The sequence below is a fragment of the Lacticaseibacillus jixianensis genome (assembly GCF_003946485.1).
Lineage (GTDB): Bacteria > Bacillota > Bacilli > Lactobacillales > Lactobacillaceae > Lacticaseibacillus > Lacticaseibacillus jixianensis.
In genome coordinates this window covers 118,096-137,411 of sequence record NZ_RHOJ01000003.1, presented here as the reverse complement: position 1 = coordinate 137,411, position 19,316 = coordinate 118,096, and the positions used below count along the sequence as shown (strand labels likewise).

The following is a 19,316-nucleotide window of genomic DNA, read 5'->3' as shown; positions in this document are numbered from 1 at the left end:
TGATTCCATTTTACAAGGACTCAGGCTATGAGTCTTTCTATTTAGCTAATTTGTTGCACTTGCATTGTAAATCCGTCGTAAAAAAAAAGCCCCGCAGGCAGCGAGGGCTTAATCATGTGCGATTACTTATTCTTGTCATCCGCATCGTCGGTGGTGTCGCCATCACCTTCGGAATACGGCTTGTCGTCTTCGGTCTTAGCCTGAGTCGGTTCAGCAGGCTGGCCGGCAGGCACCACCGTCCGGATCGCAGACAAGTTAAAGGTCAGGTAAATGCCATCGAGGTCAAGATCAACGGTGTTGCTCTGGCGGTCGACCTTATCGATCACCCCGTGCAAGCCACCGATCGTGACGATCTTATCGCCCTTCTTGAGGCCGCTAAGCATCTCTTGGCGCTGTTGTTGTTGTTTTTTCTGTGGACGCATCATGAAGAAGTAGAAGAACACGAACATGATGACGATCATTAGAAGCGTGGAAATAGTTCCCAAAATACGCACCTCGGTTTCTTTTTTGAGTTCATGGAACACTGTACCAAAATAAAGGCCCGCTGGCTAGTGGCTAGAAGTTCTTCGCGTTCGGCTTAAAGTAACCGTACTGCTCAAAAAAGGCCTGCCGAAAGTCGTTCAGCTCGTCGCGTGCGATCGCCTCACGCACCTGCTTCATCAAGTGCAGCAAGAAGTACACGTTGTGGTATGACGTCAGCCGCTCGCCAAAGCTTTCGTCCGCCTTGAGCAAGTGACGAATGTATGCACGGGTGTAATTGCGGCAGGTGTAGCAATCGCAGTTATCGTCAAGCGGCGTAAAGTCCCGGGCGTACTGCGCGTTTTTGACCACCACGCGGCCGTGGCTAGTCATCACGGTACCCTTGCGCGCGATCCGCGTCGGCAGCACACAATCGAACATGTCGATCCCACGCAGGACGCCATCGATCAACGCGTCTGGCGAGCCCACTCCCATCAGGTAGCGGGGCTTATCTGCCGGCAGCAGCGGCACGGTGAAGTCAAGGACGTGATTCATTTCCTCCTTGGACTCGCCGACGGACAAGCCACCGATCGAGTAGCCAGGAAAATCAAGGCTGACCAGATCCTTGGCGCTTTGCTCGCGCAGATCGCGGAACCCGGCGCCCTGAACGATGCCAAACAGGGCTTGGCGCTCAGGATTGCGGTGGGCCTTCAGCCCGCGTTCGGCCCAGCGGCTCGTCCGCGCCACGCTGGCTTTGACGTAATCATAACTTTCAAAAAAGGGCGGGCACTCGTCTAGACTCATCATGATGTCTGGACCCAGCGCATTTTCGATGGCGATCGCCTTTTCCGGTGAGAGGAACATCTTTGCGCCGTTCAGGTGGTTGCGAAAATGCACGCCTTCCTCAGTGATATCGCGGTTTTTGGCAAGCGAAAAGACCTGAAAACCCCCTGAATCCGTCAGAATGCCTTGGTCCCAGTTCATGAAGCGATGCAGACCGCCAGCCTCTTCCACGATGTCTTCGCCGGGCCGCAGCCAGAGATGATAAGTGTTGGCGAGAATCACGCCGGCGCCCATCGTCTTAAGTTCTTCCGGCGCCAGCGTCTTAACGGTCGCTTGGGTGCCGACGGGCATGAACATCGGAGTCGGGAACGTCCCGTGCGGCGTCACGATCTCACCGAGACGGGCACCGGAATGCTTATCGATGTGTTTGAGATGGTATTGAAGGGCTGGCATAAAACCTCCTGGTAGACTTTGATTGCAGTGAATGAAGGCGCGGTGTTATAGTCTCCATGAAGGACCCAGCTAGAGAGTCATACGTGATCGATAAATTCGATTAAGAGTTCCGCGCAGTGATGCGTTAAAAGAAAATCTGGTTGGTTGTCGTTTTCGATAGTGAATATTTATCTGGGTCCTTCATCAAACCACGTGGTGCCGCCGCAGAGCGATCTGCGGCGGCTTTTTTGCGGCGACAAGGCAGCGCGACTAAAAGCCAAGCGCACTGGTCATCACGCCTCGCTCAGGCAACCGGTGAGTAGACTAGCAGATTCCCTTGTCATTACCCGAGTGCCTCGCCTTACTTATGAATGTACATAGCATCGCCAAAGCTGAAGAAGCGGTACTTCTCCTCAATGGCGTGGTGATAGGCGTTCAGGATGTTCTCGCGCCCCGTGAAGGCCGCCACCAGCATGACAAGCGTTGACTTCGGCAGATGGAAGTTGGTGATGAACGCATCCACCAGCCGCCACTGATACCCGGGCTTGATGAAGATGTCGGTCCAGCCGGAGCTCGGGTGGATCTCGCCGTTGAACTTCGTGCCGATGGTTTCCAGCGTCCGGATCGACGTTGTGCCAGTGGCGATGATGCGCCCGCCGTTTTGCTTGACCTCGTTCAGCGTATCGGCCGCCTCCTGAGAAAAGCGGTAGAACTCGCTGTGCATCTTGTGGTCTTCAATGTTGTCTTCAGAAACCGGCCGGAATGTACCCAGGCCGACGTGCAGCGTCAAGTAGACGAGCTTCACACCCTTATCCTTGACCTTCTGCAGCAGTTCAGGTGTCCAGTGCAAGCCGGCCGTTGGCGCTGCGGCTGACCCCATTTCCTTGGCGTAAACCGTTTGGTACATCTCCGGATCGTCAAGTTTGGCCTTGATGTAAGGCGGCAGTGGGGTTTCGCCAAGCTGATCGAGGATCTCCATGAAGATCCCGTCGTAGTGGAACTCGATGATGCGCCCGCCATGATCCAGTTCTTCCTTGACGGTGGCCTTAAGCAGGCCGTCGCCGAAATCGATCTCCGTGCCGACCGGCGCCTTTTTGGCTGGCTTCATCAAGGTCTCCCACTGGTCGCCTTCCGTGTTGTGCAGCAGGAGCACTTCCATGTGGGCGCCGGTCTCTTTCTTGACTCCGTAGAGGCGCGCCGGCATCACGCGCGTGTCGTTCATGACCACCGCATCGCCGGGGTTCAGGTAGTCCAAAATATCGTAGAAGTGCTTGTCTTCATAGGCGCCAGTCTCAGCGTTCAAGACAAGCAGGCGGCTAGCATCGCGCTCCTTCAGCGGGGTCTGCGCGATCAATTCATGAGGCAGGTCGTAGTCAAAATCTTCAGTGGTAAGCATGATTTCTCCTTATTGTTCAGTAAACGGGACGTTCAAATGCTGATAGCCGGCGCGCGTGACCATGCGGCCGCGCGGCGTGCGCTTCAGGTAACCGATCTGCAGCAGATAGGGCTCGTACATCTCTTCGATGGTCGCCGTTTCCTCACCGATGTTGGCCGCAATCGTGTTGAGCCCCACCGGCCCGCCATCGTAATCCCGGATCATCATCATGAGCAGCTTGCGGTCGATGGCGTCAAGGCCCCGATCGTCCACCTGCAGCTGATCCAGCGCGTGGTCGACCAAGCGCACCGTCAGCTCGGTGTCCGCCACGTCGGCAAAATCCCGGATCCGCCGCAGCAGCCGGTTAGCGATCCGCGGGGTGCCGCGCGAGCGCCGGGCTACTTCAAGCGCCGCGCTTTCCGGCACGGTCATGTTGAAAATGCCAGCCGAGCGCAGCACGATCTGCTGGAGCTCCGCTTCGTTGTAGTATGCCATGTGCTCGGTGATGCCGAACCGGTCACGCAGCGGGGCCGAAAGCATCCCCGCACGCGTGGTGGCACCGATCAGGGTGAACGGTGGCAGCGGAAAGTGCACCGGATGGGCGGTCGGCCCTTCGCCAACCACGATGTCGATGTAAAAGTCCTCCATCGCGGAGTACAACATTTCTTCAACGATTTTCGGCAGGCGGTGCACTTCGTCAATGAACAGCACATCCCCAGGCTGCAGCTCGTTGAGCAGCGCCACAAGGTCCCCGGGCTTTTCAATGGCCGGGCCGGAAGTCGTCCGGATGTGCACCCCAAGCTCATTGGCGATCACCAGCGCCAGGGTGGTTTTCCCCAAACCTGGTGGGCCGTAAAGCAGCACGTGGTCCATTGCCTCTTCGCGCTTAAGGGCCGCCTGAATGTACACGGCCAGCTGCGACTTCACCGCCGTCTGCCCGATGTAATCGTTCAGCCGATGCGGGCGTAAACTGCGCTCGATCGCATCGTCTTGACTATCAGCGTCCTTGGACACGAGCCGATCATCAGCCATGCTGCCACCTCCTTTCTTGAACCGTTAACTCAGTAATTGTAACCCGCGCCGCAGGTAGCCATCGGTGGTGGTTTCACCGCTTTGCGCCAGCTTCTCGGCGAGTTTATTGACCGCTTTTTCCTGATAACCCAGCGCCACCAGCGCAGCCAGTGCATCCGCCAAGACCGGGTCAACGTCTGGTGCAGCCGCCGGCGTCGGCGCCGCGGCCAAGGCCAGCTTGCCCTTTAGGTCCAAGATGATCTGCTGCGCGGTCTTTTTCCCGATGCCAGGGAACTTGGTCAGGTAGCTCACGTCACCGCTTGCGACCGCTTGGCCTAGGCCGTTAGCGTCCGTGTTGGCGAGGATCGCCAGCGCCGACTTCGGCCCAATGCCTGTGACCGTCAGCAGCTGATTGAACGTGCGCTTCGCGTCTTCAGTTTCAAACCCGTAAAGTGCCTGGTCGTTATCCCGGATGATGTGCTGGACCCAGATCTTGGCTTTTTGCCCTGCGCTGTATGCGTACGGATTCCCCATGAGCAGCCGGTAGCCGACGCCGTTGACGTCAAGGACCACGTAGCCGGGTTCGGTCGCCGCAATGATCCCGTTTAAGTATTCGTACATGATAGCCTCACTTATCGTGCATAGATGTCAGTCTAGTTTACCATATCCCACAGACGGTGGTTTCGTCCAGGTGACGAAAATGTTCGCCGACCCCCAGGCGCCGCGGGGCGTGCCTCCGCCTTAAGCCTGAACACTTCTCCGACCATCGTGACTATTCGCAAAGGCCGCCAGCTGGTAAAATGATGCTGGATCAATTCAGAGGAGGTGAAGGCCACGAGTGATGCGATGACCAGGCGAATGATCAACATCGGGGCGGTGTGCTCTTTGGTGGGGATCGTCGCCGTCGCCATATACTGGTACCACGTTGGCGTCTTCCACGACTTGGACAGCTTGCAGGCCTACCTCAATTCGACGGGCCTGGTGGGTCCGCTGATTTTCATCCTGATTCAGATCGTTCAGGTTGTCATCCCCATCATTCCCGGCGGCGTCAGTACCGCTGCCGGCGTCGTCCTTTTCGGCCCCTGGCAAGGATTCCTCTACAACTACATTGGCATCGTGATCGGCTCGTTCATCAACTTCTTCCTCGCCCGCAACTACGGCAAGCCCTTCATCTTGCACATCGTCTCGGAAAAAATCTTTGATAAGTACATGGCCTACGCGAAGAACCAACAAAGGTTTGACCTGTTCTTCGCCATTGCCATCGTTGCACCGGTGGCTCCAGACGACGTACTGTGCCTGATCGCCGGCCTGACGCACATGAAGTTCAAGTTCTTTGCCTGGGTCATTATCTTAGGCAAGCCGATCACCATCGCGGTGTACAGCATGGGCCTAGTCTTTGGTGCCCACTGGCTGCTGCACTTGTTCCACGGCTGAGCAAACCGAAAAAGCGCGAGTCACCTCTGGTGGCTCGCGCTTTTGGTCTGTTATGGCGTGCTCGGCAACGGCGCTGCGCTCAGCGTCCAGTGCACCTGCGAGCCGTAGCTGCCGGCAAGCGGTGCTTTCAGCGGCTGCAACATCAGGCGCCCGGTCGTGTCCCAGACGCGAACCGCCGCCGTGGCCGCCGCCAGGGTAACGGCGTCGCCTCCCGCCCAAATAGGCGGGGATTGAACGGGCGGGTCTCCACTTAGCGTCAGGGCCAAGGCGGCAAAATCAGGCGTCGGACTGATCGGCGCAAAGCTGCTGATCGACTGAAACTGATCCAGCGCCACGCTCAATTGCCACGGCCCGGCCGCGGCCCCGCGATTATCGCTGATGATCAGCTGGCGCGAACCTGTATTGGCATTCTCCAGAGTGCCCGCACCATTGATGATCTCCGCGACTGTCGGCGGTTGGAAGCTGTTAGCTGTGGGCTTAGCAAAGTTGAACGACGGCACCGCCTGCAGGGCCAGGCCCTCAGGCGGGTCGACCGTGATGTCGGCAACGTTAGAGATGACCTCCTGGGTCTCGCCGTTGGTCGTGATCCGCACGACCAGCTGGTACGCGCTGCCGCTATCGGCGCTGGTCACCCGTGCCAGCTGATACGAGGCCGCCGGCGTGACCGCTGCCGGGGTGCCGGCCAGCGCCTGACTTGTTCCCGCCAGGTGCCATTCGTAGCTGATCGTGCTGCCTGCCAGCAGGTCTGGCAGATTGCTTGGGGCACTCAGCGCCAGCGCAGTCCCGGCGGCCGTTTGCCGGTCGGGCAACGCGACGACGTTGACCCGGCGCACGCTGCGCTGGTAAGCCCCGGCTACCTGAAAGTCAGCCGTGATATCTACCGCACCGGTTTGGGCGGTGGCGGTCACCTGACCGCTTTGATCCACCTTGACGAGCGATGAAGGCGTGCGGGTGCCCGGCTCATACGCGGCCCACGTCACCTGGCTGGCTCCTGCTGGGAGGTCAATGACGCTGGCCTGCAAATGGTCGGTCCGGCCCAGCGGCGAGTCGGGGCCGACTTTTGCGTAAAGAAAAGGAACATCGAACCGCAGCCGATAATCCGAACGCACCGGCAGCAGGTTCAAGTGTGCGTCATTCGTCCGCACGCCCGTTGCGATCACCGTCCCTCCTTTCATGATATCCGTCACGGCATACACGGTCCCATCTTCGGTCGCGTCCGGTACGGTCAGGCTACTGCCGGTTTGACCCGGCTGCACGATCCCGTTAAGGTACCACTGCGTATGGACCGCGCTCAGCCCCGCCGGGAGCTGGATCGTAAATATGCCGCTATCGCCTTCCGGTACGTCCTCTCCGGCAAGATTACCGGTGTACAGCGGCAGCGCCGGCGTCGTCAGATCTAACGCGGGGCCCCCGTTGAACATTGGTGCCAAGACAAAGTGCGCGGTCACACTGGCCGTGCCAACCGCACCACTGGCCACCGCGCGCAGCTGATTGCCCTGCGCGGCTGTCTGAACCGTCGCGTTGGGGGCGACGCTGTAGGTGGGGACAATGGCCGGATCCAAGCCGGGGGTGCCGATCATGGTGCTTTGGCCTGCAAACAGCACCGCGGACTGGGCAGTCAGGGTCGGCGCGAAATTCTTCGGAATCACCAACAGCTTGATTGGTTTTGCATAGAAGTACCAGCTCAACCCGAACAACCCAAGCGGCAGCTGGAAGCGCACGCCGGGCTGATAGGTGTACCAAGTCGGCACCGTGACGTCTGGCGCCATCACCCCATACGCGATGCTGCTGATCGTCGCCTCCCCAGCCCAGCCGCCCCAGGTAAGGTAGGTCAATCCCAGCTGGTTGGCCGCTGCAGTGAGCGCCGAATTACCACTCCAGTTGCCTAGAAATGAGACGACCGGCCCGCTGCCCGCTTGGACGTCGAGGTTCAGGGCTGGCACCCCGGCGAAATCGTTGAGGCCCTTCACGGCCTGCGCCTTGAGTTGCAGCGGCGTTCCGGCAACGACGATCGTCCAGTTTGTGTTCACATCTCCGCTACCGGTATTGGTGGCCCAGTAGGGTCCGACCGAAAAATAGGACGCTCCGCCACTCGTCGGGACCGGCGTTGGCGCGTGAAACCCGGCCAGCGTCCCGCCGAGATCCGGTGGCGTCACACTGGGGATGGCCGCGTGTACTTGATGCCCCGGCGCGCCCAACATCAGAAAAATGACTGCCCCAACGCTCGCCCAGAAAGTTTTAAATTGCATGCCTCCCCCTTTCTCGGCCGCACTGCATGAGGATCACAACCACCAAGACCAACCCCCACCAAGTCAGCCGGCGCTCATCCCGGCTCCCTGTTGCCGGTAAGGACTGACTTGGCCGCTCACTAACTGGTTTCGCCGGTGGCTGCTCGCTTGGCGCCGGCGGGGTCGGCTGGCTTGGCGGACTGGGTTTCAGCACAAACGAGGCAATGCTGACCTGAACGTCCGCGGCGACCGCCTGCTGCCTCTCAGTCAAGCAGAAGAGCATCACCCCCAAGCCCAAAAGAATAACGACCCACTTTTTCACGCACTCACCCCCTTTGCGTTTTGCGCCCCCGCCACCAGCCAACCAGAATGCCCAGCAAGAGCATGGCCACTAGCGCGATGACCCACGGCCACCAGGGCGCCGGTGATGACTTCTTGGCGGCCGCAGTTTGGCTGGGCACGACTGGTGCTGAAAGCGTGAAATTACGCGTCAGGTGCCACTTGTAGCTGCCCGCGGAAGCATCGATCACCAGTCGGTACTTACCCGCCGCCAGCGCTGTCTTGGGTGTCACCTGGTAGTTGAAGGCAGAGTTCGGAGCCATCGCGTAGTTCGTGCTGCGCTGCGTCACCACTGCCTTGGTCGCGCCGGCCGGATAGATCCTTGCCATCAGCTTCAGCTTGCCAAACAGGCGCGGTTGCGCGTTTTGAATCGTCGCTGAAACGCTGTCTGCCTTTGGCTTTACGGCCAGCAGGTGCAGTTCAGGCGGCACCAGTTTTTGGCTCGTCTGCAGCTGAACCGCCACCACCATGGCGAACTGATTGGTCACCGCAAAGCCACTGCCTGACGCCTGCGCCGGCTTGGTGAGATCCCGCACGTAGATCGCACCAAGGACCTGGCCGGGAAACGGTTTAGCCGGCGGCGTGACCTGGAACGTGACGTTGCGGCCCTGCCGCGCTGCCAGCGTGATCGTGATTGGTTTAGACCCGATTGCCGTCAGCTGAACCTTCGCCGATGCGTCTTGCTTCTTGTTTGGCTCGTAGCCGACCTGGCCGTTGTCCTGCGTGAAGGCGTTGGTCAGCGACAGCTCAAGCTTTTTGGTCTCAGCCGATTGATTATCGACCTCGACCGTCAGATTCTGCTTCACCCCGGGCTTGACCAGCAGGTTGAACCACCCCGTGTTGCCGCCAATTTGATTGCTCGGCAGCTTGGGCGTCACCGTGAACCCCGCCCCTTCCGCTTGCACCTTCCGGCCCGGCGCCAGCAGCACCAACGCCAGGAGCACCCACCACCATCGTCGCATCGCAATCCCTCCCTACCGAAAAACTGGGACCAACCAGCAGTTTGCCCCAGTTTGTCGTGCCTTCGCAAAAATAGAGCTGACTGACTTGAAATCCTTGTTACTGTCCGTTCGAGCTGTCAGGAACTGGCATTGCCTCCAACGTCCAGGTAATCTGCGCACGGTATTGCCCAGGGGTAACTAGAAGTGTTTTTGGCAATTCTAGTGGCGCACTAGTCAACGTGACGACCGTAGAGCCGCTTCCATGGTCTGCTGCCGGGCTCAGCACAGTAGCGCCCTGTCCTACGATATTGACATTATTAAGTGAACCCGAATCGTCGTCGGCCACCACACTCCCCGTTAGCGTCAAACTAGTCGGCGAGATTATTGTCTTGGTATTGCTAAAGTCGCCAAGCTTAGCATTCAGAGTCCACCCGGTATTGGTACCACGATAATCAAGGACTTGGATCTTCTTATCAGAACTTCCGTCGTACCCTGGAGTGCCTGGATCTACAGTGCCATCTAGAAGTTGTAGGGTTGCGGCTTTGCCCGTTAGATCTGAAACTTTACCATTTGTAAAATGCAGGTTCGGCACTTCTTTCAGGGCGAGCGTTCCCGGATCAATCGAAAACTGCGCCACACTATTGGCTACTGCAGTATCAGTGTCAGCCGTCAATTCAAACCCGGCAGTCGTCGTCGTTAAATTGGCGTTTTGAGATTCACCCGGTCCTGCGGCCTTAATCGTCAGCGGAGCCCCGCTGGCAAGCAGTGCTGCCGCTGCCGCTCCAAGAAGCCATGTTGCTTTTTTCATTTGAAAGTCCCCCTTGTGCTTTTTCACGATCAAATACTCGGTTCGGGCACCGCCGCCAGCTCCCAATCCACCGTTGCGCTGTAAGTCCCCGCGACGGGATTACGGTCGGCAGCCAGTGCCAAGAGTCCTTGCACGGCGTATTCATAGTTCCGCCCCGCACCATCTGGGCGGCTGGCTATCGTGATGAAATTATCACTGCCAGCCACCACGTGCGGCGGCGTGTGCACCACCTCCTTTTCGTCGGTCAGAAGTAGCATCATTTCAGCGTGCGCATCGAGCGAGGCTTGCTGGCTGTGAAACGCGCCCAGCCGCACTGCCAACCGCCACGGCACACTCGAATCGCTGCGGCCGTCAACCAGCGTCAGCGGTCCCCCGCGCGCCACTAGCCACGGTGAGTCTTCCCCCAAAGCCGGCACGGCAGTGGGCGCGAAGTCCCCGCCAAACTCACCCGCCATGATTTCCTGAACGGTCGGCGGACGCAGAATGCCGCCGACCTGGCGCATGAAGGTCAGGTCAGGCACGTTGAGCAGGGTCAGCACATCCGGATAGATGATCTGCAGCTGCGCATCAGCCGCCGCCTCGATCACCTCTCCTGAAAGATTACGCAACGTCGCCTGCCAATGGACGCTGCCGCCCTGCTCCGCCTCAGGAATGGTTAGCGTAAGCCCGCTGCCGGCTTGGGTGACCTGATCAAACTGCCACGTGGCATCATCGACGCTCAGCCCCGGCGGCAGGACGACATTGAACTGGGCATCGTCGTGAAAATTTACCGTTTGATCAGCAAATCGTCCCATGTACAGCGTCAGCGGCGGCCCGCTATAAGTGACTGCACCGCCCCACATTGGATGGGCGGGGACCGTGAAGCTGGCCCGGACCGTCGCCATGCCCACGGTGGCCGGCGTATTGGTCACGGTCAACTGATTGCCAGTCGGGGTTACCGCAGGCGCCGGCTGGTCCCAGGTGTATTCCGGCTGCAGCGTCTGGTCCAGCCCCGCCACGCCGACGGTTGCCGGCTGGCCGGCAAACAACACGCGCGGCGAGGCTGACAGCTGAGGAACCCAATTGTCCGGAATCACCAAGACCGGGAAAATATTTGAATGAAACCAGGTATGCGAGTTCTGAGTTTCGACATCGATTTGGTAGCGAAACCAGGTCGGCACGGTAACTGGCGGGAAAGTGAGTAAATAATCGATATAGTCATATTCCTCCCCAGCTCCCACAGCTCCAAAGTTATCTGTGATACCCACCGCTTCATTCACACCAAGGTCACTATTACTGGTGACGACTGGACCGTCTCCTTGCTCGAACTTTGTTTGAAGTTTCACTCCCTGAAAGAAAAAGACAATGGATTTATCAAAGGACGCCTTCATCGGCAGCGTCTCACCGTTATGAACAATTGCGTAATAGTATTGCGAGCCTTCGGGTGCTCCGTACGGATCTAACTCCGGCGGATCGGCAAGAACAGGAAGTTGCTCTTGCCCCGATGGCCCCAAAGGATCCGCTAAAGAGACGATGTAGCCGTGTGTGTACCAGTTCGGCTGCGTCCGAAACTGTGCTCCCGAAATCGGGCCGGTGGGCTGATCAAACCCAGCAGGGATGTTCGTCGGCACGGTCACATCCGCGGCCCACACCTGCTGCGGATCATCAAGCCAACACAGCGCCGCAAACGCCAACGCGCCCACTAGCGCACCGCCCCGCCACCATCGCATAGTCTCACCTCCTGACGATCAGCTATTCCGCACTTCAGGCGAAACTTCCCGAATTTCTTAAGGCGCCATTATTTTAAGGCCAAAAAAATAAGCCGGCCACTAAGTCGACTTATCTTTATTTTCTAGCGTTGAGCAGGCGGGCGAGGGTACTGATCGGCAGGCCGACAACGTTATAAAAATCGCCCTGAATCGCCTTGACCAATAGCGCCCCCTGCCCCTGGATCCCGTATGCGCCAGCCTTATCAAGCGGCTCGCCGGTCGCCACGTAATCCTCGATTTCTGCCGCCGTCAGCGGCCAAAAGGTCACCTCGGTGGTCACCACGACCTGCCGCATGGTCTTGTCCGGCCAGTACACACACAGACCCGTGTGCACCTGATGCGTCTGCCCGGATAGCGTCGTCAGCATCGCCTGCGCCGCACTTGGCGTCTGTGGTTTGCCTAGCAGCTCGCCGTTGAACGCCACCATCGTGTCGGCGGCGATCACCGTCGCGCCGGGATGCTGCTGGGCGACCGCCCCGCACTTGGCCGCGGCCAGGCGCTGAACGTATGCGCGCGGCGGCAGGACCAGCAGCGCCCGCTCATCGATGGCGGCAGGTTCCACCTTAAATTCAGTCACGATCCGCCGCAGCAGTTCCTGGCGGCGCGGTGATTGACTGGCCAGAATGATCATTTTGCCCCTCCGAAACTCTGGTGACTGTCCTGGATCCGTTTAAACATTTTCTCCAAGTCCGTGTTTGAGAAGTGGACCAAGGTCGGGCGGCCGTGCGGGCAGTTGAACGGATTCTCGCACTGCGCGAGGTTCTTGAGCAGCGCCTCCGCCTGGGGCCGGTCAATGTGGTGATTGGCTTTGATAGCCTGCTTACAGCTCATCATGATGGCCGTCTTCTCGCGAAACGCCGCGACGGTCACGTGGCCCTCGTCCAACACCCAGTCGATGATGGCGCGAATTGTCGCTTCCTCTTCACCCTTCTTGAACCACGTCGGGTGCTGGCGGACGACGAACGTGTTTTGGCCGAAGTCCTCTAGAAAAATGCCGACACCTTCCAGCACAGCGCGCTTGGCGCGGATCGCCACGGCGTCGCTGGCTGGGTAGTCCAAGGTGATCGGCACGAGCAGCGCCTGCTCGTCGCTTGCGACCTCCCCGATCTCCCGCCTTAGCCGTTCGTAGTTCACGCGCTCCTGAGCAGCGTGCTGGTCAAGCATGTACAAGCCGTCCGGCGCCTCGGCTAACAGGTAGGTCCCGTGCACCTGGGCCAGGTAGCGCAGCTCGCTGGGGAACCGCTCCTTGGGCGGGGCAGCGGCAACCAGCGTCGGGGGCACTGGCGTTTCGGTCAAGGCCGGCCGCTGATACTTGGCGTCCCACGCCGCCAAGCGGTCGGGCTCATCAAAAATCGGCCGGTCGTCCAGGTCGCTGATCGAAAGGCCGGTGTCGGCTTCAGCGCCAGACGCCTGCGCTGCGTGACCGGCCGCTTGGGCCGGGGCACTGGGCAGCGGCCGAGCGGCTGGCGCTTGCTGCTCACCCACCATGCTTGGTGCGCTCGGCGGGTCCGGCATCGCGCGCGACGCCTGGTTCAGCGCGATGGTCAGCTGATCCATATCGACCGGGCGGTGCTGGCGGAGGTTGTGCAGCGCGTCCGGGATCAGGTTTTCCTGGCCCAGGCGGGTGCGAATCGTTTCAGTCAGCAGCGCGCCGAGCTGGTCCTCCTTGCTCAGGCGGACCTCCTGCTTGGTCGGGTGCACGTTCACGTCGACGAGCAGCGGGTCCATCTCCACGGCGATGACCGCCAGCGGGTACCGCCCCACCATCAGCTTGGAGCCGTAGCCCGCAATGAAGGCCTTCATCAGCTGGAAGTTCTTGATGTAGCGCCCGTTGATCATCAGACTGATGTAATTACGCGACGAACGGGTGGTGTCGGGCAGGCTCATGTAGCCGTGCACCCGAAAGTCGTTGTCCTCCCCCTGAAACGCCAGCATGCTTTTGGCCACCGCGACGGAGTAGATCCCCGCGATGGTCTGCTGCAGGTCGCGCGACCCCGCCGTTTTGATCACGACACGGTCCTTGTTTTTCAGGGAAAAAGCGATCTCCGGGTGGCCGAGTGCCAGCCGGTCGATAATGTCCAAAATGTGGTTGAGCTCCGTGCTTTGCGACTGCACATACTTCAGCCGGGCCGGCGTGTTGTAAAACAGGTCGTTGACGGTGATCTGGGTGCCCTGGCGCAGCCCTTCAGAATGCTGATCCAGCATCTGACCGCCCTTGATGTGGGCAATGGTGCCCAATCCCGCCGCAGTGGCGGTCGCCAGTGTCACGTCGGCGACCGCGGCGATGGACGCGAGCGCCTCACCGCGAAAACCTAGGCTGTGCACGTTAAAGAGGTCACGCGTCGTCGCAATTTTGGACGTTGCGTGCCGCAGAAACGCCGTTGGCACGTCCTCAGGTTCAATGCCGCTGCCGTTATCGACCACCTTGATGGTCTTGAGGCCGGCCTCTGCCACCGTCACGTCGACCTGACTGGCGCCGGCGTCGATCGCGTTTTCAACCAGCTCCTTCACAACGGAAGCCGGCCGCTCGATCACTTCCCCGGCGGCGATCTGATTGCTCAGCGTCGTGGACAGTTGATGAATTTTTGGCATACGCTCACTTCTTCTTTAATTGCTTCTGCAGGTCGTACAACAGGTTCATCGCGTCCATTGGCGTGGCCGCCATGAGGTCGAACTTCTCCAGCTTCTTAAGCACCGGATTAGCCTTGGGTTTGACCGGCTCCGGCGTGAACAAACTGAGCTGCGCTTCCTGCTCCCCCACCGCCGCTGCCGGCTGTGGGGTGTGCTCTGGCGCTGCGTCCTCCAGGTGCGTGAGGATGGTGTCCGCGCGGTCCAGCAGCGAACTCGGCAGGCCAGCCAGCTTGGCCACGTGGATCCCGTAGGACTTGTCGGCCGGGCCCGGCATCATTTTGTGTAAGAACACGAGGTTGCCGTGCTCCTCGACCGCCCCGACGTGAACGTTGGTCAGCCTAGCCAGGCTGTCTTCCAGTGCCGTCAGCTCGTGGTAATGGGTCGAAAACAGGGTCTTGGCGTGCACGTGATCGTGCAGGTACTCGATAATGGCCTGCGCCAGCGCCATGCCATCGTAAGTCGCGGTCCCGCGGCCGATCTCATCAAACAGGATCAGGCTGGACGCCGTGGCGTGACTGAGCGCCGCGTTGGCCTCCAGCATCTCGACCATGAAGGTGCTTTGGCCGTTGGCAAGGTCATCGGCCGCCCCGATCCGGGTGAAGATCTGGTCAAAAATCGGCAGGTCCGCGTCGTCGGCCGGCACAAACGAGCCGGCCTGCGCCATGATCACCGTCAGGGCGAGCTGGCGCATGTACGTGCTTTTCCCGGACATGTTCGGCCCGGTGATCAGCAGGATGTCCGTCTTGCCATCCATGATCACGTCGTTGGGGATGTACTTGGCCTCGCCGAGCACTTCCTCGACCACAGGGTGGCGGCCGCCGTGGATCGTCAGGTCGTGGCTGCCCGCGTGCATGGTTGGCCGCACGTAATGCTGGTCTTCGGCGACCACGGCAAAACTCTGAAGGACGTCCAGGCCGGCGATTTGAGCGGCCAGCTTTTGCAGGCGTGCGATCTGGGCCTTGACCTGGTCGCGAATTTTCTGGAACAGGTCGTACTCCAGCCCGGTGGCGCGCTCCTCTGCCTCTAGGATAGTGCTTTCCTTGGCCTTCAGCTCCGGCGTGGTGAAGCGCTCGGCGTTGGTCAGGGTCTGCTTGCGCTCGTAGCGGTCCTCTGGCACCTTGTCGAGGTTGCTGTTGGTGACCTCGATGTAGTAGCCAAAAACCTTGTTGTAGCGGATCCGCAAATTGTGGATCCCCGTCTTCTCCCGCTCAGACGCTTCAAGGTCCGCGATCCATTGCTTAGAGTTGGCCTGGGCGTCGCGATACTCATCCAGCTGCTTATCGTAGCCGCGCATGATCACCCCACCGTCCGTGATGGAGATGGGCGGCTCGGGTTCAATGGCCCGGCGAATCAGCCCGGCCACGTCCTGCACCGGATCGATGGCCTTGAGCAGCGGCGTGAAACTGCCGTCGTCCAGCTTGGTCAGGATATCTTGAATTGTGGGGATCTGGTCCAACGACGTCTGCAACTGGATCAGGTCGCGCCCGTTCACCGTCCCAAACGCCACCCGGCCGGCCAGCCGTTCGAGATCGTACACCTTCGTCAGGTGGTCCTGCAGCGCAGAACGCTCAAAGTAGTGCTCCAGCAGCGACTGGACCTGATTTTGCCGCGTCGAAATGGCGTTCAGGTCCAGCAGGGGCCGGTCCAGCCAGTGCTTCATCAGCCGCCCGCCCATTGCCGTCTTGGTCTTGTCCAGAACTGAAAGGAGCGTATCTCCTTTGCGTCCGGTGCGGGAGTTCTTAATGATGTCAAGGTTGGTGCGGGCGTCCTGGTCCATTTCCAGGTACTCGGCCGGCGCGTACGCCACCGCCTTTTGAATGTGCGCCAGGCTGCGCTTTTGCGTCGTCAGCAGGTACTGCATCAGCATGGAGACGACCTGCACCTGCAGGGTATCCGTCAGATCCTGGCTAATGTAGCTGGCCTCGGCAGACACCACCGCGTCGGCCTTGCTGAGCAGCCGCTCGCCCTGGCCCAGCAGTTTGGCATCCGCATCGCTGAGCCCGTCAGGCACCACGATCTCGCGGCTGCCCAGCGCACCGAGTTCGTTTTGCAGGGTAAAGCGGTTGGTCAACGTGGTGACCTTAAACTCGCCTGTGGACAGATCCGCATAGGCGAGTCCGTACTTGCCCTTCGCTGGGATCACCGCGGCCAGATAGTTGTTGGACTTGGCCTCACCGATCTTAACGTCCATTTTGGTCCCGGGCGTGACCAGCTGGATCACCTCGCGCTTGACCATCCCGACGGCCTTTTTGGGGTCTTCCATCTGTTCACAGATGGCGACCTTGTAGCCGTGGTCGACCAGGATGTCGATGTAGGACTGCGCCGCGTGGTGCGGCACCCCGCACATCGGGATCGGGTTGTCGGCACTTTTACTCCGCGCGGTCAAAGTCAGCTCCAGCAGCTGTGACCCTTTGATGGCATCATCGTTGAACAGCTCATAAAAATCCCCGATGCGGTAGAAAAGAAACGCATCTGGGTACTGATCCTTGATTTTCTGATACTGCTGCATCATCGGGGTGACGCTTGCTGCTTTAGCCATGACCGTGCTCCTTTTTAAGTGAAAACTACCCCATATTTTACCATTTATTCGGCCGCTATGCCGCGGTTCAAAAAGCCCACCGAGCAGGTTCCTCGGCGGGCAATCGACTTATTTCAGTGGCTTTTCGATGATGACCAGATCCTTGACCCGGATCTTCTTGTGCAGGTCGCCTTCGATCTCATCTTTGGCCGTGTGCGAGATTTTCAGGTCGGCCGGGTTGTCCTTGGGCAGGAGCGTTTGAAGGACATGGTCGATCTCGGCTTGCTTGATTGTGCGGTGCTCATGGGTCATCACGACGTCCAGCCGGTCAAAGCCCTCGATCATGTAGACGTGGACTGAGCCCAGTGTGTACAGCCGGAACGTCTTGACGTTACTTTTCCCGTACAGGTACCGCATGGTGTACGGCAGTGTCTTGTGCAGACTAAAGTTCAAACGAATGGGATTCTCGATCAGTTTCACGGCGCATCAGCTCCCTTTCAGTATGTGTCTTAAATATACCATGATGGTCAACCGGGCAAGCGCGCTCGCGGCCCGGGCCAAGAAAATAAAAAGACGGTCGCTTGCACGCAGCAAGCCACCGTCTTTGATTGTGAAGCTAGATTACATCATGCCGCCCATGCCGGCTGGGTTAGGCTGAGCCGGTGCGGCATCCTTAGGTTCAGGCTTGTCGGCAACGACCGCTTCAGTCGTCAGCATCAAGGCAGCGACCGAAGCCGCATTCTGAAGGGCAGACCGGGTAACCTTGGTTGGGTCGATGATGCCGGCCTTGGCCAAGTCTTCCCATTCGCCGGTCGCGGCGTTGAAGCCGAAGCCGGTCTTTTCCTTCTTCAGGCGATCCACGATGACGGAACCTTCCAGACCCGCGTTAGCCGCGATCTGACGAACAGGCTCTTCAAGGGCGCGGAGCACGATGTTGATCCCGGTCTGAACGTCGCCGTCTTCTTGGAGGGCGGCAACGGCCTTGGCCGCGTTGACCAGTGCAACACCACCGCCGGCCACGTAACCTTCGTCAACGGCCGCACGAGTCGCGTTCAGCGCGTCTTCAATGCGGTACTTGCGCTCTTTCAGCTCAGTTTCGGTTGCGGCACCGACCCGGATCACCGCGACCCCGCCGGCCAACTTAGCCAGGCGCTCCTGCAGTTTCTCCTTGTCGAAGTCAGAAGTGGTTTCTTCGATCTGCTTGCGGATGGTAGCCACGCGCTCATCAATGGCCGCCTTGTCGCCGGCGCCTTCAACGATGGTGGTGTTATCCTTGGTGACCGTGACCTTACCTGCTTGGCCAAGCTGATCGATCTTGGTGTCCTTCAAGTCAAGGCCAAGATCGGAAGTGATGACCGTCGCGCCGGTCAAGGCCGCGATGTCTTCCAGTTGAGCCTTGCGCCGATCGCCAAAGCCAGGAGCCTTAACGGCAACCACGTTGAACGTGCCGCGGATCTTGTTCAGGACCAAGGTCGGCAGTGCTTCGCCATCCACGTCGTCGGCAATGATCAGCAGTGCCTTGCCCTGCTGAACGATTTCCTGAAGCAGTGGCAGAATGTCCTGGATGTTGGAGATCTTCTTATCGGTGATCAGGATGTACGGATTGTCGAGGTCCGCTTCCATCTTGTCGTTATCGGTAACCATGTACTGGGACAGGTAGCCGCGATCGAACTGCATCCCTTCAACAACGGACAGCTCGGTCTGGATGCCTTTACCCTCTTCAAGGGTGATGACCCCATCGTGGCCAACCTTCTCCATCGCGTCGGCGATCAAATCGCCAACTTCTGGGTCAGAGGAAGAAACGGAAGCAACCTGCGCGATTTCCTTCTTGCCGGAAACCTTGTGGGAGATCTTCTTCAGTTCATGGACCGCAGTGTTCGTGGCCTCTTCGATCCCCTTGCGGATGCCGACTGGGTTCGCGCCGGCCGTGACGTTCTTCATGCCTTCGCGAATGATGCTCTGTGCCAGCACCGTCGCGGTGGTGGTCCCATCACCGGCGATATCGTTGGTCTTGGTCGCGACTTCAGCGACCAGCTTGGCACCCATGTTTTCGTAGTGGTCTTCGAGCTCGATGCTCTTGGCGATGGTCACCCCATCGTTGGTGATCTCAGGGGCCCCGTAGGACTTGTCCAAAACAACGTTGCGGCCTTTTGGCCCGAGGGTCGTCTTAACCGTGTCAGCCAACTTGTCGACTCCGTTCAACATGGAACGGCGCGCATCTTCACCAAACTTAATATCTTTAGCCATGTGTTTATTTCACCTCATAATATATAGTTAATGCAGGAATTGCTGTGATCAAAGCCTAGTCGACGATCCCCATGATGTCCTTTTCGTGCAGGACCAGGTAGTCATCACCGTCAACCTTCACTTCAGACCCCGCGTACTTGTCATAGAGGACCTTGTCGCCTTTCTTGACGGCCATTGGCAGACGCTTGCCTTCTGGACTCAGGGCGCCTTCACCAACGGCAACGATGGTGCCTTGCTGCGGCTTTTGCTTAGCGTTGTTGGCCAGCACGATGCCGCCTACAGTTTCCTCTTGCTCTTCCTCAACTGAAACGACGACGCGATCACCTAATGGTTTTAACAAAACGATCCCTCCATATTCACAA

17 protein-coding genes are annotated in these 19,316 nt (G+C 59.1%); 1 reads left to right on the top strand and 16 read right to left on the bottom strand.

The annotated features are described in order from the left end of the window. Positions 1 to 122: 122 nt before the first annotated feature. From yajC to ruvA, 5 genes are all read right to left on the bottom strand, one after another. Complete coding sequence (gene yajC, locus EKM85_RS02775; RefSeq protein ID WP_379882471.1) at positions 123 to 494, bottom strand: preprotein translocase subunit YajC; 372 nt, start codon at positions 492 to 494, stop codon at positions 123 to 125. 61 nt (positions 495 to 555) lie between these two features. Next, a complete protein-coding gene (gene tgt, locus EKM85_RS02770; RefSeq protein WP_125584743.1) occupies positions 556 to 1,695 on the bottom strand; it encodes a tRNA guanosine(34) transglycosylase Tgt in 1,140 nt (379 codons plus the stop codon). A 340-nt stretch (positions 1,696 to 2,035) separates the two neighbouring features. Then, positions 2,036 to 3,070: a tRNA preQ1(34) S-adenosylmethionine ribosyltransferase-isomerase QueA gene (queA, locus tag EKM85_RS02765; RefSeq protein ID WP_125584742.1), complete on the bottom strand. Its 1,035-nt coding sequence runs from the start codon at positions 3,068 to 3,070 to the stop codon at positions 2,036 to 2,038. 9 nt (positions 3,071 to 3,079) lie between these two features. After that, positions 3,080 to 4,081, bottom strand: a complete 1,002-nt coding sequence (ruvB, locus tag EKM85_RS02760) for a Holliday junction branch migration DNA helicase RuvB (protein WP_125584741.1) — start codon at positions 4,079 to 4,081, stop codon at positions 3,080 to 3,082. Between the two features lie 24 nt (positions 4,082 to 4,105). Then, a complete protein-coding gene (ruvA, locus tag EKM85_RS02755; RefSeq protein WP_125584740.1) occupies positions 4,106 to 4,681 on the bottom strand; it encodes a Holliday junction branch migration protein RuvA in 576 nt (191 codons plus the stop codon). A gap of 225 nt (positions 4,682 to 4,906) precedes the next feature. Here ruvA and EKM85_RS02750 point away from each other — a divergent pair, with 225 nt between their 5' ends. After that, positions 4,907 to 5,494, top strand: coding sequence for a TVP38/TMEM64 family protein (locus tag EKM85_RS02750; protein ID WP_125584739.1), 588 nt, complete (start codon positions 4,907 to 4,909; stop codon positions 5,492 to 5,494). Positions 5,495 to 5,544: 50 nt separating this feature from the next. Here EKM85_RS02750 and EKM85_RS02745 read toward each other — a convergent pair whose 3' ends face one another. The 11 genes from EKM85_RS02745 to groES form a co-directional block, all read right to left on the bottom strand. Beyond that, a complete protein-coding gene (locus EKM85_RS02745; RefSeq protein ID WP_125584738.1) occupies positions 5,545 to 7,743 on the bottom strand; it encodes a hypothetical protein in 2,199 nt (732 codons plus the stop codon). Continuing rightward, positions 7,733 to 8,044 carry a hypothetical protein gene (locus EKM85_RS02740; protein WP_125584737.1) on the bottom strand — a complete coding sequence of 104 codons (312 nt, stop codon included), beginning with the start codon at positions 8,042 to 8,044 and terminating at the stop codon, positions 7,733 to 7,735. Before EKM85_RS02740 ends, EKM85_RS02745 begins: the two co-directional genes overlap by 11 nt. Before the next feature lie 4 nt (positions 8,045 to 8,048). Beyond that, entirely contained in the window at positions 8,049 to 9,023 is a 975-nt protein-coding gene (locus EKM85_RS02735) for a DUF3324 domain-containing protein (protein ID WP_125584736.1), read from the bottom strand. A 97-nt stretch (positions 9,024 to 9,120) separates the two neighbouring features. After that, positions 9,121 to 9,810, bottom strand: a complete 690-nt coding sequence (locus EKM85_RS02730; protein ID WP_125584735.1) for a WxL domain-containing protein — start codon at positions 9,808 to 9,810, stop codon at positions 9,121 to 9,123. A gap of 29 nt (positions 9,811 to 9,839) precedes the next feature. After that, entirely contained in the window at positions 9,840 to 11,519 is a 1,680-nt protein-coding gene (locus tag EKM85_RS02725) for a hypothetical protein (RefSeq protein ID WP_125584734.1), read from the bottom strand. A 115-nt stretch (positions 11,520 to 11,634) separates the two neighbouring features. Further along, the gene (locus tag EKM85_RS02720) at positions 11,635 to 12,189 is read right to left on the bottom strand and encodes a Maf family protein (protein WP_125584733.1); all 555 of its coding nucleotides are present in this window, start codon (positions 12,187 to 12,189) and stop codon (positions 11,635 to 11,637) included. After that, positions 12,186 to 14,150 carry a DNA mismatch repair endonuclease MutL gene (gene mutL, locus EKM85_RS02715; protein ID WP_125584732.1) on the bottom strand — a complete coding sequence of 655 codons (1,965 nt, stop codon included), beginning with the start codon at positions 14,148 to 14,150 and terminating at the stop codon, positions 12,186 to 12,188. The genes EKM85_RS02720 and mutL overlap by 4 nt, the downstream gene beginning before the upstream one ends. A gap of 4 nt (positions 14,151 to 14,154) precedes the next feature. Further along, positions 14,155 to 16,728 carry a DNA mismatch repair protein MutS gene (gene mutS, locus EKM85_RS02710; protein WP_164510637.1) on the bottom strand — a complete coding sequence of 858 codons (2,574 nt, stop codon included), beginning with the start codon at positions 16,726 to 16,728 and terminating at the stop codon, positions 14,155 to 14,157. A gap of 108 nt (positions 16,729 to 16,836) precedes the next feature. Next, entirely contained in the window at positions 16,837 to 17,187 is a 351-nt protein-coding gene (locus EKM85_RS02705) for a DUF1827 family protein (protein WP_125584731.1), read from the bottom strand. A gap of 141 nt (positions 17,188 to 17,328) precedes the next feature. Beyond that, a complete protein-coding gene (groL, locus tag EKM85_RS02700) occupies positions 17,329 to 18,954 on the bottom strand; it encodes a chaperonin GroEL (RefSeq protein ID WP_125584730.1) in 1,626 nt (541 codons plus the stop codon). 55 nt (positions 18,955 to 19,009) lie between these two features. Then, positions 19,010 to 19,294 carry a co-chaperone GroES gene (gene groES, locus EKM85_RS02695; RefSeq protein WP_125584729.1) on the bottom strand — a complete coding sequence of 95 codons (285 nt, stop codon included), beginning with the start codon at positions 19,292 to 19,294 and terminating at the stop codon, positions 19,010 to 19,012. Positions 19,295 to 19,316 lie beyond the last annotated feature (22 nt).